We start from the raw sequence: 14,007 nt of genomic DNA, 5'->3' as shown, positions 1-14,007 counted from the left end.
GCGCGTTACGCGCCGATGCGCTCCTCGTCTCTTCCGATCAGAGCGAGATCGACAAATTCTTCACGGCGAGGGCTCCCGCGCCGCGATAGGCGGTAATTTCGATTTCGAAGAGATACTCAGGGCCGCCAAGCGGGCTGCAGCTGACGCAGCTTGCAGGATCGACACCGCGGAACACTTCCCCCATATAGGCCATGACTTCCGGGACGTCTTCCTGGCGGGTGATGAAAAGCCGACGGCGGACAACATCGGCGAGGCTGCAACCGACTGCAGCCAGCGCGCCCTCGACGTTCTTTATCGCGTTCCTCGCCTGCTCCAGCGTGGTGTCCGGCATGACGCGCGTCGTGAAATCCCGACCAGACGTAAGGGACATGAATATCCAGTTGTCCAGTGCGACGATCCGCGAATAGCTTTCCTTATGCTCGAGGATGCTGCCCGACTTGAGCTTTACGATTTCCATTTTTCTTCCGATGCGGTTCTGAATTCAGATATAGACGCCGCCGTCGATCGAGACGGTCTGGCCGGTGATCATGCTTCCGGCGAAACCGAGGAAGATCATGAGTTCGGCGACATCCTTCGTGGTGCAGACACGCTTCAGCGGCGTATTAGCGAGGACCGCGTTATGACGCTCTTCGGACCACTCCATGATCCAGGAACTGTCGACGACGCCGGGAGCGACCGCGTTGACCCGCACCTCTGGCGCCAGGGCGTGGGCGAGGTTCTTGGTCAGGTTGATGACGCCAGCCTTCGAGGCGCTGTAGGCGGGAGTGCTGGCGATCGCGCCGAAACCGGCGATCGACGCCGTGTTGACGATCGCCCCCTTCGACGCCTTTAGGGCCGGCGCCGCCGTCTTGGCGCACCTGAACACGCCCATCAGGTTCACGTTCAGCAGGTTGGCCCACAGCTCTTCCGTGATCTGGTCGAGATCGGAAATCGGAACCGGCGTGTTGCGGCCGGGGGTGCCGGCATTGTTGATCAGAAGATCGAGGTGGCCGAGGTCGTCGATCGCCTTGAGGACCATCCGCGAGGCATCGTCGGCATTGCCAACATCTCCGGGCGCACCAATGACGGCGAGCCCCTGCTTCTTGAGTTCTGCCAGGGCGGCTTCGCCGCGGGAGTCCGACGGCAGATAGTTGATGGCCACCTTTGCGCCGCTCTCAGCCATGATGCGCGCAGCTTCGAGGCCGATGCCGGAGCCTCCTCCGGTGACGAGCGCCGTCTTTCCCGTGAGATTATACGAGATCATCTTGCTACCTTTGATGTGCAGTGTCGGATGGATATCGATCAGGCGCCCGAACTTCAGGCGACCTCTAATGGCTTGCGCTTTTCGCGGCGGAGGAACTTCTGCGTCTGTTCCTTCTGCGGATTGTCGATGACCTCCTCCGCCGTCCCGATTTCGCAGACCTCGCCTTGATGCAGGAACGCCACGCGGTCAGCGGACTCGCGGGCGAAATTGATGTCGTGCGTGACGACGACCATCGTCATGCCCTCGCTCTTGAGCAAACGCATCGTCTCGAGCACTTCGCCGACTAGTTCGGGATCGAGCGCGGACGTGACCTCGTCGAACAGCATGTAGCTCGGCTCCATGGCGAGCGCGCGCGCGATGGCGAGGCGCTGCTGCTGGCCGCCGGACATCTGCGAGGGAAGGCTGTCCGCCTTGTTTCCCAGACCGACATGGTCGAGATGCTTCTGCGCCAGAGCGCGCGCCTCCTTGCGGCCGCGTTTGGCGACGACGCGAGGCGCGAGGGCGACGTTCTCCAGCGCCGTCAGATGCGGAAACGCATTGTACTGCTGGAAAACGATGCCCAGCTTGCGGCGGAGCATGTTGATGTTGGTCTTCGGATCATGGACGCTGATCCCGTCGACGATGATCTCGCCGCCCTGTATCGGCTCAAGCCCGTTGATGCATTGAAGAAGAGTCGATTTGCCTGAACCGCTCGCGCCGATCAGGCAAAGGAGCTCGCCCTTGTTGACGTCGAGATTGATACCCTTCAGTACCGCCAGTATCCCGAAGGTCTTTCGTACGTCCTTGATTTCAATCATACGACGATCTTCCTCTCCAGACGGCGGCTGTACCGGGAAACCGGATAGCAGATGATGAAATAGAAAAGACCCGCCCCTATCAGCAGCAACCAGGTTTCGTGCGTCCTCGTGATGAGGATCTGGGTAGCTCGCATATATTCGACGTAGCCGACCACGCCGGCCAGAGCGCTGTCCTTGATAAGGCTGAGCACGAGGCCGATCCACGGCGTCAGTGCTGTCCTGAAGGCCAGTGGCATCGATATGTGCACCAGTTCCTGAAAGCCGTTCATGCCGAGCGAACGGGCGCTTTTGCGGTATTGAACCGGGACCGAAAGAAGGCCTGCCCGGACCACCTCGGCGGTCACCGCCGCCATCCAGGCGCTCAGCGCGAAGGTGCCGAACCAGAAAGGCGAAGCGCCGAAGCCGAGGATCGACAGGAAGCTGTTGGCGAGGATCAACTGAATGATCATCGGTACGCTACGCAGAATGTCGATAAACGGCGAGGTGGCGATCCTCATAGTGACGGATACGGTCCGCAGCCAGCCAAGAACGATCCCGGCCAGCGTGCCGATGATGGTGGCGGTGACGGCCAGCCTGACGGTGTTGAGAAGTCCCTGGGCTAGGAAATAGGCGTCCGACCAGGCGAGGCCTTGATTTGCGAACTGAAATTGCACGCTTAGCTCCTGTAGACGAGCCGGAACGCCAGCTGGGCCGAGAACTGCAGTGCTTTGGCGATGAGATAGTAAATCAACGCGGTTACCAGGAAGAATTCGAACGTCCGGAAAGAGTTAGACTGAGCATATTGCGTCGCTCCCGAAAGTTCCGGCAATCCGACCAGCATACCAAGCGAGGTGTTCAGCATCCCCCAAATACCTTGCGTGACATAGGCAAGGAAGATCACCTTGAACATCTGCGGAAAGATCACATGAATGAAACTCTGCGCTCCCGTCATGCCGAGAGAGCGCGCCGCCGGCAGTTGCTGTCGCGGAATGGCTGACAGGCCACCCCTGAAAATCTCCGTCATGTATCCCGCGTTGTTGAAGGAGACGGAGATGAGGACGGCAGCGTAGCTGGAGATGTTGATGTGGAAGGCGCCCAGCCCGAAGTAGAAGACATAGAGCTGAAACACGGCTGGTGTGTTGCGCGACAGTTCAACCCAGCATGTCGAAAAGCGGTAGGCCCATCCCTCGCCGTGTTGGCGCGCGACGGCCATCGGCATAGCGATCAGCGTGCCGATGATGAAGGCGAGCAGGGTGATCTGGACCGTCACCCAGGCTCCGGCCAACAGAAGGGGAAGCGAATCCCAGACGATGGACCAGTAAAACTGATAGCCGTTCATGCAATCATCCCATGGAGATGCCGGCGGGTTTTCCCGCCGGCACAAGCCTTGTGGTTAGAAGTTGATGCCTTCGGCTGTCAGCGGCGGCAGCGGACCATCGCCGTAGTACTTGTGGTACACTTCGGCCCAGCGGCCGTTAGCAACCTGCGTAAAGACGAAGATCCGGGCCCAGTTCAGGAATTGCTGGTCGTCACGCTTGACGGCGATGGAGCCGAAGTCCGGAAGCGGCGCCAGGCCGGCCATGACGAATTCCGGGAACTGACCGCTCTGCGCCAACTGGTTGAAGACGGCGACGTTGATCACGATGGCGTCGATCTTGCCCTGCTGGAGGGCCATGAACTGCTCGGCATCGCTGGCGTAGCCAGTGTAGGTCGCGCCGGAATCCTTCCAACCCTTTTCAAGCTCTTCCCGGAAGAGTTTCTCGGGCGTGTTGCCAACCACGGAGCCGAGCTTCTTGGATGCCAGATCAGAATACTGGGTGATGCCGGTACCCTTGCGGGTAACAACAGCCATAACATTGTTTGTGTAGGGTTGGGTGAAGGCAACGGTGAGTGCACGGGCCGGCGTCGGCGTCGTGGAGGCGATCAGCACGTCGATGCGGTTCGAAACCAGCGCCGGTATACGATCCGGCGACGGCGTTTCGATGATCTCCGGCTCGGCGCCGAGCGCCTTCGCCATGTCTTTGCAGTAGGTGACGTCGTAGCCGTCAGGTTCGTTTTTGGCGTCGCGGAAACCCGCGGGCGGGCTGTCCAACATGACGCCGCAGCGCAGCTTCTTGGACTGCACGATCTTGTCCAAAGCGGACTGCGCGCTCGCCGGGCCCGCAAACGCCAATGCGAGTACGGTCGTTGCGGTCAGTGCATAAGCAAGTGTCTTCATACAGAACTCCCCTCTTTTTGGAATTTGTTTGAGTATTGCAGAGTGCACGCTGCGCCGTGTGCTCAGCCTGCCTTCTTTACTGTCTCGCTCCCGACACCAATATCGGAGAGCGGGCCCAGCTCCTTTTCGATCAGCGGCACAACCTCGCTCTTGAAGCGCACGATGGACTTGTGCGCACGTTCGAGGGACATGCAGCCGAACGAGAAATTGCAGGTATAATTGCTGGGATTCAGCCGCTTGATATCGGCGACCATCTTCTCGGCGACGGCGTGGGGGTCGCCAACGACGGTCTTGTCGGCGTACTCGTCCAGCGTGTACTCGCCATCATAGGCTTGGTTCTTGATGAAGCCGCTTTCATCGAGCGGAAGTTCGGCGTGACGCAGATGATGCGCCATCCGGCCGACATAGCGGGCACGCTCTGCCGCCTCCAAGGCCTCGGCCCGGCTGTCGGTGATGCAAACATACTGCATGATGGCCAGCGGCTTGGTCGACGGCTGCTCGCCGATCGACGTCCAGGCGTCGTTCAGGCCATCGACCATCTTGTAGAGAACGGGCGAGCCAAGCGTGCTCGCGGCAAGGAACGGCGTCGCCTTCCACTTCTTGAACCGATCGAGCAGCCTGGGATGCGACGAGGTCACGAAGATCGGCGGCAAAGGCTTTTGCTGCGTGCGTATGGCGAAATGCGTCTTCGGAAGGGAGACGTACTTCCCATTGTACTCGACCTCGCCGTCGACAAGCGCCCGCTCGATCACATCCCAGTATTCGAGGAAAACGTCCACGCGGTCGTCCAGCACGACCTTGTAGCGATCGAACTCGTACTGCTGATAGCCAGTCCCCATGCCGATGACGAGGCGGCCGTCGGTCTGTGTATCGGCGACGGCGATCTCCTGCGCCACGCGAAGTGGATTGTAGAGCGGCAGCACGATCACGCCTGGTCCGAGCTTAATCCTCTTCGTCCAGCCGGCCGCATATGAGCACATCATCAGGGGCGACGGCGAACTGGAGTAGTTCGCGAAGTGATGCTCGGCAAACCATGCGATATCGAAGCCTAATTCTTCGGCGGTCTCGACCATCTTGCGCGTATCGCGCATCACCCCGCGAGACCCGTCCGGGTGGTCACGGAGGGTCATGAGGTTGAACAGACCGAGTTGCATCAAATTCTCCTGAGTCGTGCGCGGTGGCTGGTGGCTGCCGCGCGTGTCTTAACCAGCCTTCTGAAGGGCTAGCGGCGCAGCGACCGCATATGAGCCGTTCTGGTAGATGAGAGGGGCAATATCCGGAGCGAAATGGGCCGCCTTGACACCGCCGATGATGATGTCGTGCGTGGCGTACGAGATGGCCTGCTCGACTTCGCAGAAGAGCGAGGCCTGAGCGTCCGGAAGGTAGGGAATACCGTCGATTTCGGCCCAGCCTCCGATGTCGAAACGCTCTTGCAGAGGCAGTCCGCCACTAAAGGAATTCGAAACATCGGCCTGGGAGGCACGCAGGACATTGATGCAATAGCGCCCCTCGTCTTTCAACGGCGAGCTGATCGACGCTCTTTTGTTTACACACGCCAGGATCGAGATGGGCGAGAAACTCAGCGGAGTGACCGATGTCACAGTAATTCCATACCGCACATCGCCGCTTTTGCAGGAAATTACACAGACCGTCGATGCCAGCCGACGCATAGACTGCCGGAAGTGCTCTGTCCGTTGATCCTGGCTAAGCATTTCTGGGTTCCTCTGAGTTGCCGCTAGATTGACGATTATCTACAATCTGTCAACGCGATTTTACGCTTTCCGCACTGGGATGCCGGCGACGCTACTCGTCGTCGTGGGAGTGAGGGGAGGCGGGTAGATCGAAGTGCCTGGCAAGGTCGTCCACTTGCGAGGGAGACAAGTGCCGCGGGTTCAGATTGCGGAGAAGCAGATGGAGTTTGGCTGTCTCCTCCATCTCCTCGATCGCGTACACTGCCGCTTCCAGATCTTTTCCCGCCACTACCGGGCCGTGATTGGCCAGCAATACTGATGTGTACTTGCCGGCTAGTCCCTTGATGGCGTCGGCGACGGCGGGGTCACCGGGCCTGAAATACGGCACCAGAGCGGTTCGCCCGGCACGCATCAGATAGTACGGCGTCAGGGGGGGCAGCACGGCCGTCGGATCCACGTCGGGAAGCATCGAGAGCGCCACCGAGTGCGTGGAGTGCAGATGCACGACCGCCCGTGAGTGCCTGACGGTGTCATACAGGGCCGCGTGCAGGGGGGCCTCTTTCGTCGGCTTGTCGCCAGCGAGCAGGTTCCCCTTGGCATCCAGCCGCGAGAGCGATGCCGGATCCAGGAAGCCCAAGGAGGCGTTTGTCGGCGTCACGAGCCACCCGCCGTCATCGAGCCGGACGGAGATGTTTCCCGAGGATCCTGGGGTCAGGCCTCGATTGAACAGGGAAGCCCCGTAACGAACGATCTGCTCCCGGATTCGGGTCTCGTTGAAACTCGCCACCACTCGCAGCCTCATTGCATATTGTAGATAATCTGCATATAAGCGGGCTCGAAGCAAGGGAGTTTCGGCGTGTCTTCCAACGGTTCCGAGGCAAAATCCGGCGTCGCTGTCATCGGTCTGGGATCGATGGGTTTTGGCATGGCGAGTTCGTTGCTCCGCCATGGACACATCGTCTCCGGATACGATCCAGCCCCGGCGGCGATCGCGAAACTGGCGTCGGCTGGTGGCACTTCCGCCCGTTCGCCGGCGGAAGCGGTGCGGGGCGCCTCCATCGTCCTGTGTGTCGTCGTCAACAGTGCGCAAACGGAGGCCGTGCTTTTCGCCGAGAACGGAGTTTTCCCCGTGATGGCGCCTGAATCGGTCTTCGTCTCGTCGGCCACCATGGCGCCGACCGACGCCCGGCGCTTCGCTGCGCGTCTCGCCGAGCGGGATATTCTCTATCTGGACGCACCTATTTCCGGGGGCGCCGCCAAGGCGGCGACCGGTGCCCTGACCGTGATGGCGTCTGGCAGCACTGCGGCCTTCGATCGGGCGGCGGATGTGCTGGATGCGATCTCCAGCAAGGTCTATCGGCTCGGCAGCGAGCCAGGTATCGGCGCCTCGGTGAAGATGATCAACCAGCACCTGGCCGGCGTTCATATCGCCGCGGCATGCGAGGCGATGGCTCTGGCGTCGAAGCTCGGACTGGATCTGCCCACCGTATACGAGGTCATCACCGCGTCGGCCGGCAATTCATGGATGTTCGAGAACCGGGTTCCGCACATCCTCGAGGGCGACTACAGGCCGCTCAGCTCGGTCGAAATATTCGTCAAGGATCTCGGGATTTTGCAGGATATGGCGCGAGCGGAACGCTACCCGGCGCCGCTCGCCGCTGCTGCACTGCAGATGTACCTCGCGACCTCCGGCGCAGGAATGGGCGCCGAGGATGACGCATCGGTGGCGCGAACATACGCGGCACTGTCTGGCGCCGCACTGCCCGCCGTCAAATCCACCACGTGACCTATCCGCTGCCGAAGCTCGGCAAGACCGGCCGGTTTGCACCGTACAGGAGAGGGCTCCCATGACCGCGCTGCTCGCAGCCATCGCGGACGACTACTCGGGCGCGTCGGATCTCGCGAACACATGGCGCAAGTCCGGTCTCAGGACCGTGCAGACCATTGGCGTTCCGGCCGACAAGGAAGCCTTCGGCGGGATCGATGCGATCGTGGTGTCGCTGAAGATACGTTCTGCCCCTGTCGCGGAAGCCGTGTCCGGCGCTCTTGCGGCGGAGGCGCTCCTGAGGGAGATCGGCGTTCGCCATGTCATGTACAAGATTTGTTCCACGTTCGATTCCACAGATGACGGCAATATCGGCCAGGTTACGGATGCTCTAATGGAACGTGCGGGGCAGGGTTGGGTGTTTGTCACGCCGGCTTTCCCGGAAACCGGTCGGACCGTTTACAAGGGAAATCTGTTCGTCAACGACGTTCCCCTGAACGAAAGTTCGCTTCGCCATCATCCGCTGAACCCGATGCGCGACGCAAACCTCGCCCGCATATTGGCAAAGCAGTCCGAGCGGCCTGTCCGCATCCTTGACGTTCAGACGGTGGCGGCAGGTCTTGGCGCCTGTCGCGGGAAAATCCAGTCCTTTTCCGATATCCGGCCGTCGATCATCGCCGACGCGATCGACGATGCCCATCTTGACGTGCTTGGCCGTCTCGCCTTCGAAACGGCCGTTTCCACGGGAGCGTCAGGTCTCGGCCACGGCCTCGCCAGGGCGGCACTGGAGGCCCGTCGTTCGGAAGACGGGGCCACCAGCGGCTTGCAGCCGGTAGGGGGCCGCGCCGCTGCGATCGCCGGCAGTTGCTCGGCGCGTACGCTCGAGCAAATCGCGGTTGCCGAAAAGCGTATGCCTGTCCTGCGGCTTGATCCCGAATGCATCGTCGCCGGGTCGGGAGCCGTCAATGAAGCCTTGGCCTTTGCGCGGCGCCATCTTGAAGCGGGACCCGTCCTCATCGCCGCATCGGCCTCTTCCGAAGCCGTCGCTGCGCTTCAGCAGAAGTACGGCAGGATGGAGACGGGGCATGCGATCGAGCGCGTCCTGGCGACGATTGCTCTTGGCCTCGTCAATGAGGGCGTTCGTCGTCTCGTTGTCGCTGGCGGGGAAACGTCCGGCGCCGTGGTCGACATGCTCGGCATACGATCCTTCGAGGTCGGGGAGGAGCTTGCTCCCGGCGTGCCGATGCTTCGCACCTTCGGTCAGCCTGGAGGCGATCTCGCCATGGCGTTGAAATCCGGCAATTTCGGCGGTCCCAACTTCTTCCCCGAAGCGCTCTCGCGACTCGCTTGAGGTTTCAAGCGAGCTATGCCGAGCGATTGCCTTACCTGATCGCCGCCGAACCGTGACGTGATCGAAAGACAACCTGGAGGACACCATGGGCAACAGCTTTGAAGGCAAGACCGTCGTAATCTCGGGCGCGGCTGGCGGCGTTGGCCGTGCTGCCGTCGCGCAGTTCGTTGAGAACGGTGCTCGTGTCTGCGCGACCGACATCGCCGCTTCCGTCACCGATCTCGAACGCGGCTCGTCCGGTCAGATCGTCGCCGTGCCCGCCGATGTCACGAAATCCATGGAGGTGGAGAAGATCTTCGCCGCCGCGGAACAGCGTCTGGGTCCGGTGGATGTACTGGTCAGCAATGCCGGGTTCATCATCTCCAAATCCGCCCACGACACTACGGAAGACGAATGGGATAGCGTCATGAACGCGAATGCCAAATCCTTCTTCCTGATGTCGAAGCGCGCGCTGCCGGCAATGCTGCAGCGGCGCACAGGCTCGATCGTCGCCACCGGCTCCATTTCAAGCGTCGTCGGTCTGCCGGAACAGGCCGCCTACTGCGCAGCTAAGGGCGCGCTGCTGCAACTCGTTCGCCAGATGGCGGTCGACTATGCGTCGCGCGGGATTCGGGTGAACGCCGTCGGCGCAGGTTCGATCAATACTCCGTTCCTCACGCGCTACCTCGAAGGTCTCGAAGATCCTGCTGCCGGCGAGGCGGCGATCAAAAGTGCTCATCCGCTGGGCCGCTGGGCCGAACCGAAGGAGATTGCCGATGCGATCTTCTATCTGTCAGGCCCGGCGGCATCCTTTGTGACCGGGCAGATCCTGATGGCTGACGGCGGATACAGCGCTCGATAGCTCTGGCGAAGCATCAGGCCGGGGCCGGAGTGCCGGAGGAAACGATAGACCACCGAGGCCCATATGGGGGCGGATGGTGTTGTCGTGCCATTCAAGCGATTTCTTCGCAGAAGCCTAGGATCGGCCGGCTGACCAGCTCGATGCCGTTGCCGGAGAGACGATCATGCGGGGCCGACCGCGGCGGACGATGACCTGGTTCGCCCGCCTTTTCTCCGTGCTTCTTCGCTGGGCTTCTCGCGGGGGCTATCGGTGCGTTGGCCTACACGAGCGCCTGCGTGAACGACGGTGCTGCTTTCTTCGTCCTGTGGTGCATGGTGGTGATGGCACCGTCGGCGGGATCGGCGCTGCCATCGGGCCAAGGTCGCTAGCTTGGTAGAGGCTAGGAAGTCGTGAAAGGTGACATGCCGCGCTAGCCTTGGGCAGATCCGTTTTCATTCGGTCGGCACGCCGCATAGTGATAACAGCCACGCCCAGCTTGCTTGGCCTCATAGAGAGCGCCGTCCGCCGCAGCTTGCAACGCTGCGGGGGCAAGTCCGCACTCAGGCACACGGGCGATGCCGATGCTGATGCCGAGGTTAATGGAATGACCGCCATATTCCACGGGGATGCCCAGGGCGTGAATGAGACGCTCGGCCACACGGTCAACCTCGCGTGGGTTCGTGCTGACTTCCAGCAGCGCTGCAAACTCATCGCCCCCGACCCGCGCTACAATGTCCTGAGGACGCATCCCACCTCGAAGGCGTATTGCCACCTCGCGCAACACGGCGTCTCCGGCCTGATGGCCAAGCGTGTCGTTCACGCGCTTGAAATGGTCGACATCCAGATAGAAGAGCGCGAAACGCTGACCGGTAGACCTGTTTCGTGCGACTGCCTCGTTCAAATGCTCTTCGAGCAATGCCCGATTGGCCAAGCCTGTCAGCACATCATGCGTAGCCTGACGCGTGAGCCGCGCTTCGAGCTTTTTGCGACGGTCCATGCCACGTACCGAGGCGACATAGCCGTTTGGCTCGCCTGTGGTGCGATCGTAGGTCAGGCGGATTGAGGCTTCCATCCAGACCCATGATCCATTCTTGTGGCGCTGGCGTATCTCGCTCTCGCCAACATCGAAATTGCCCTCACGAATTCGCTGCATCATCTCGCGAAAGCGAGGAGCATCGTCAGGGTGCACGATGTCCGCAGCTTGGCGCCCGATCAGTTCTTCCGGCTCATAGCCGAGCAACGTATTGACGGAGGGCGATACATAGAGCCGCACCCCTTCAAGGTCGCCCCGCACGATGGTGTCGGTCGAACTCTCCGCCAACAGGCGGAAATCAGCTTCTTGCTGCTTCGCCGCCTGCAGTTCACGGTGGAGACGCAGAATCTCGTGCGCGATGCGGCCGAGATCTCGTAGGTGATCGTCCCCCGTGTCTTCGATTGTTCGAGGTCGGGTATCAAAAAGGCATAGGCGCCCCTCGGCAGACGATCCTAAGGGGATGCTCGCAAAGAACCTGAGCCCCGGCATTCGGCGGGTCCAGGCGGACTTCGTGTCGGCCGTATCGGAACTGAAGTCGGCTATTGCCTTCAAGTCCTCACCGAGGCCCCCGAACTCCTCTATGGTTTTTGGAAATATCCAGTCGCGCGGCACGGCGCGCGGATCGGCATCGATCCAATGGCCGGCATTCCTTGCGAGAACCACGGACGCGGCATGTACCCCCAGCAGGGCACGCGCGACTCGGCATAGGGCGTCGTATCCCGCGACATCCGATGTTTCGCCGGCGGTATCTTGGGTCAGGAGAGGCCCTTGTCCAACCGTGATCCCGGTGCGCATCGACCATCCAGAGGGCGACATGTCGACGCCCGCAACGTTACCCCATTCGACGGGAGCACAAGTAAGAGGCGCAATCCAGTGCCCTGTTGCTGCCGGAACGCTTGAGTACGTTGTCGACGCATAGGAGGCGTCCTGCTCTCCCTTGGGCGCCGATTCTGGCCCTTAGGGCCGCTTCAAGGCCGCGAACGCAGTGGGGGCGACAAAATCGCCAGCCGACAAAATTCAACGATATCAAGGCTTTGAAAGAAAATAGTGGCTCCCTGAGCAGGACTCGAACCTGCGACCATTCGATTAACAGTCGAACGCTCTACCAACTGAGCTATCAGGGACCGGGGACGCGCGAAGCGTCGCGGAGGCCGGCGATATAGCAATGCGGGATCCGTTTGTGAAGTCGGAACCCGCATCCCATGTGGATATGTCGTCAGGCGCTGAGGCGTTCCTGCTGCCCGGCGAACTGGAGCTGGTGCAGCGTGAAGTAGCGCCCGCGCTTGGCGACGAGCTCGTCGTGGCGTCCGCTTTCCACTACACGGCCCTTCTCGACCACGCAGATGCGGTCGGCGTTGATCACCGTCTGCAGGCGGTGGGCGATCACCAGCGTCGTGCGGTTGCGCTGCAATTCGTGGAGCGCCTTCTGCACTTCCGCCTCGGATTCGCTGTCGAGCGCGGCGGTCGCCTCGTCGAGCAGGAGGATAGGGGCGTCCTTCAGGAAGGCGCGGGCGATGGCGATGCGCTGGCGCTGGCCACCGGACAGCTGCGCGCCATGCTCGCCGACAAAGCTGTCATAGCCGTTCTCGAAGCCCATGATGAAGTCGTGGGCATGCGCCGCGCGCGCCGCCGCGACGATCTCCTCCTCGCTCGCCGAGGGGCGCCCGGCGGCGATGTTCTCGCGGATCGAGCCTGAGAACAGGAAGACGTCCTGGCTGACGAAGCCGATGGACCGGCGCAGCGACTTGCGGGTGACCTGATTGATCTTCTGCCCGTCGATGGCGATCGTGCCGGACTTGATCTCGTAGAAGCGCTCCAGCAGGTTCATCACCGTGCTCTTGCCGCCGCCCGAGGGGCCGACGAGGGCGGTAGTCTGGCCCGCTTCGGCGACGAAGCTCAGTCCGCGCAGCACCGGCTCGTTTTCGCGATAGCCGAAGAACACGTCATCGAACTCGATCTTGCCGCTCTCGACCACGAGATCCGGCGTGCCGGGTGCATCTGCCTCGACCGCCGGACGGTCGAGGATTTCGAACAGCATGCGGGCGCCGAGCAGGTGGGTGGTGAGGTCGATGTTCAGGCGGGCGAGGCGTTTGGCCGGCTCGTAGCTTAGCAGCAGCGCGGTGATGACCGAGAAGAACTCGCCCGGTGTACGCCCGCCGTGCAGGACGCCCCAGCCGGCGTACATCACGACCAGGCCGATGGCGACGCCACCCAGCGCCTCCATGAGCGGGCCGGACTGCGACTGCGCCCGCATCATGCGGTTGGAGGCTTTCTCCATCCGGTCGATGCGCTCGTAGATCTTGGCACGCTGGTCATCCTCCATGGTGAAGGACTTGATGGTGCGGATGCCCTGAAACGCCTCGATCGACTCGGTCATGATCTTGATCGCCGCGTGGAACTCGCGGCTGAAGATCTTCTGAACCTTGCGGATCAGGGCGCGTACGCCGCCGACGGCGATCGGCATGACGACGAGGCCGATACAGGCCATGAACGGGTCCTGGATGATCATCACGGCGGTGAGGCCGATGACCGACAGGAGGTCGCGCCCCAGGCTGGTGATGATCAGGTTGAGCACGTTGCGCGCGGCCTGGGCGCCGGTATTGAAGCGCAGCATGATCTCGGCGGTGTGGCTGCCGGAGAAGTAGGCCACGTCCTGGGCGAACAGGCGGTCGAGTACGCGCTTCTGGTTGTCGGCGACGATGCGGTTGCCGACGCGCGCCAGTGCCACGGCCTGACCGTAGGCCGCGAAGCCCTTGGTGATGCTGAGTGCCAGCACCGCGGCTGACAGGATCCAGATGGCCGAGGAACTCTGCTCGACGAAGATGCGGTTGATCACATCGCCCATGAGATAGGCGAGGCCCGACGTCGTAGCGGCCATGATGCCCATGAAGACGAAGGAGATCGCATAGCCCTTCCAGTGGCGGCGACCGTCCGTCAGGAACAGCCTGCCGACCGTATCCCGGGTCTCGGGGCTGATCATGTTACGAAACGCGTTGGCCAACTTGGGTGGCAACATCAGGCAGCTTCCTTTACGCAGCGGCCTTGCCCGGCCGAAGGGTGCCTTCCCGGCACGTTCGGACGCGCAGGGCGGCACGACGGGATCATCAACG

General features: G+C 61.7%; 14 protein-coding genes, 1 tRNA gene and 1 pseudogene. 4 read left to right on the top strand and 12 right to left on the bottom strand.

The genetic code is table 11. The annotated features are described in order from the left end of the window. Nucleotides 1-37: 37 nt before the first annotated feature. From STARVERO_RS07540 to otnC, 9 genes are all read right to left on the bottom strand, one after another. A complete protein-coding gene (locus STARVERO_RS07540; RefSeq protein ID WP_159598409.1) occupies nucleotides 38-457 on the bottom strand; it encodes a Rid family hydrolase in 420 nt (139 codons plus the stop codon). A gap of 24 nt (nucleotides 458-481) precedes the next feature. Continuing rightward, the gene (locus STARVERO_RS07535; protein ID WP_159598408.1) at nucleotides 482-1,243 is read right to left on the bottom strand and encodes an SDR family NAD(P)-dependent oxidoreductase; all 762 of its coding nucleotides are present in this window, start codon (nucleotides 1,241-1,243) and stop codon (nucleotides 482-484) included. Nucleotides 1,244-1,296: 53 nt separating this feature from the next. Next, nucleotides 1,297-2,040 (bottom strand): amino acid ABC transporter ATP-binding protein, encoded by a 744-nt coding sequence (locus tag STARVERO_RS07530; protein WP_159598407.1) that lies wholly within the window; start codon nucleotides 2,038-2,040, stop codon nucleotides 1,297-1,299. After that, entirely contained in the window at nucleotides 2,037-2,693 is a 657-nt protein-coding gene (locus STARVERO_RS07525) for an amino acid ABC transporter permease (RefSeq protein WP_144343379.1), read from the bottom strand. Before STARVERO_RS07525 ends, STARVERO_RS07530 begins: the two co-directional genes overlap by 4 nt. Nucleotides 2,694-2,695: 2 nt before the next feature. Beyond that, on the bottom strand, nucleotides 2,696-3,358 hold the full coding sequence (locus STARVERO_RS07520; RefSeq protein ID WP_144343380.1) for an amino acid ABC transporter permease: 663 nt from the start codon (nucleotides 3,356-3,358) through the stop codon (nucleotides 2,696-2,698). A gap of 54 nt (nucleotides 3,359-3,412) precedes the next feature. Continuing rightward, a complete protein-coding gene (locus tag STARVERO_RS07515) occupies nucleotides 3,413-4,237 on the bottom strand; it encodes an ABC transporter substrate-binding protein (RefSeq protein ID WP_144343381.1) in 825 nt (274 codons plus the stop codon). A 62-nt stretch (nucleotides 4,238-4,299) separates the two neighbouring features. Further along, a complete protein-coding gene (locus STARVERO_RS07510; protein ID WP_144343382.1) occupies nucleotides 4,300-5,391 on the bottom strand; it encodes an LLM class flavin-dependent oxidoreductase in 1,092 nt (363 codons plus the stop codon). 48 nt (nucleotides 5,392-5,439) lie between these two features. Next, nucleotides 5,440-5,949, bottom strand: coding sequence for a flavin reductase family protein (locus tag STARVERO_RS07505; protein WP_144343383.1), 510 nt, complete (start codon nucleotides 5,947-5,949; stop codon nucleotides 5,440-5,442). 91 nt (nucleotides 5,950-6,040) lie between these two features. Then, nucleotides 6,041-6,715, bottom strand: coding sequence for a 3-oxo-tetronate 4-phosphate decarboxylase (gene otnC, locus STARVERO_RS07500; protein ID WP_244616638.1), 675 nt, complete (start codon nucleotides 6,713-6,715; stop codon nucleotides 6,041-6,043). Nucleotides 6,716-6,784: 69 nt separating this feature from the next. On the opposite strand from otnC, the gene ltnD reads away from it, so the two are divergent. The 4 genes and pseudogenes from ltnD to STARVERO_RS23820 form a co-directional block, all read left to right on the top strand. After that, entirely contained in the window at nucleotides 6,785-7,714 is a 930-nt protein-coding gene (gene ltnD, locus STARVERO_RS07495; protein WP_280178117.1) for an L-threonate dehydrogenase, read from the top strand. Between the two features lie 61 nt (nucleotides 7,715-7,775). Further along, a complete protein-coding gene (gene otnK, locus STARVERO_RS07490; RefSeq protein WP_159598405.1) occupies nucleotides 7,776-9,044 on the top strand; it encodes a 3-oxo-tetronate kinase in 1,269 nt (422 codons plus the stop codon). A gap of 85 nt (nucleotides 9,045-9,129) precedes the next feature. After that, nucleotides 9,130-9,885 carry an SDR family NAD(P)-dependent oxidoreductase gene (locus STARVERO_RS07485; protein WP_159598404.1) on the top strand — a complete coding sequence of 252 codons (756 nt, stop codon included), beginning with the start codon at nucleotides 9,130-9,132 and terminating at the stop codon, nucleotides 9,883-9,885. 230 nt (nucleotides 9,886-10,115) lie between these two features. Then, a pseudogene (locus tag STARVERO_RS23820) lies at nucleotides 10,116-10,253 on the top strand (hypothetical protein); the annotation flags it as partial. A gap of 41 nt (nucleotides 10,254-10,294) precedes the next feature. Here the strand turns inward: STARVERO_RS23820 and STARVERO_RS07475 are convergent. The 3 genes from STARVERO_RS07475 to STARVERO_RS07465 all read right to left on the bottom strand — a co-directional run bounded on the left by STARVERO_RS07475 (nucleotide 10,295) and on the right by STARVERO_RS07465 (nucleotide 13,913). After that, nucleotides 10,295-11,692: a diguanylate cyclase domain-containing protein gene (locus tag STARVERO_RS07475; RefSeq protein WP_159598402.1), complete on the bottom strand. Its 1,398-nt coding sequence runs from the start codon at nucleotides 11,690-11,692 to the stop codon at nucleotides 10,295-10,297. Nucleotides 11,693-11,945: 253 nt separating this feature from the next. Further along, nucleotides 11,946-12,021 (bottom strand) — tRNA-Asn (locus tag STARVERO_RS07470). 92 nt (nucleotides 12,022-12,113) lie between these two features. Next, nucleotides 12,114-13,913: an ABC transporter ATP-binding protein gene (locus tag STARVERO_RS07465; RefSeq protein ID WP_144343388.1), complete on the bottom strand. Its 1,800-nt coding sequence runs from the start codon at nucleotides 13,911-13,913 to the stop codon at nucleotides 12,114-12,116. Nucleotides 13,914-14,007 lie beyond the last annotated feature (94 nt).

This window comes from Starkeya nomas, assembly GCF_902703545.1.
In the GTDB taxonomy this organism is placed as follows: Bacteria; Pseudomonadota; Alphaproteobacteria; order Rhizobiales; family Xanthobacteraceae; genus Ancylobacter; species Ancylobacter moscoviensis.
This window is presented reverse-complemented; position numbering and strand designations above follow the sequence as displayed.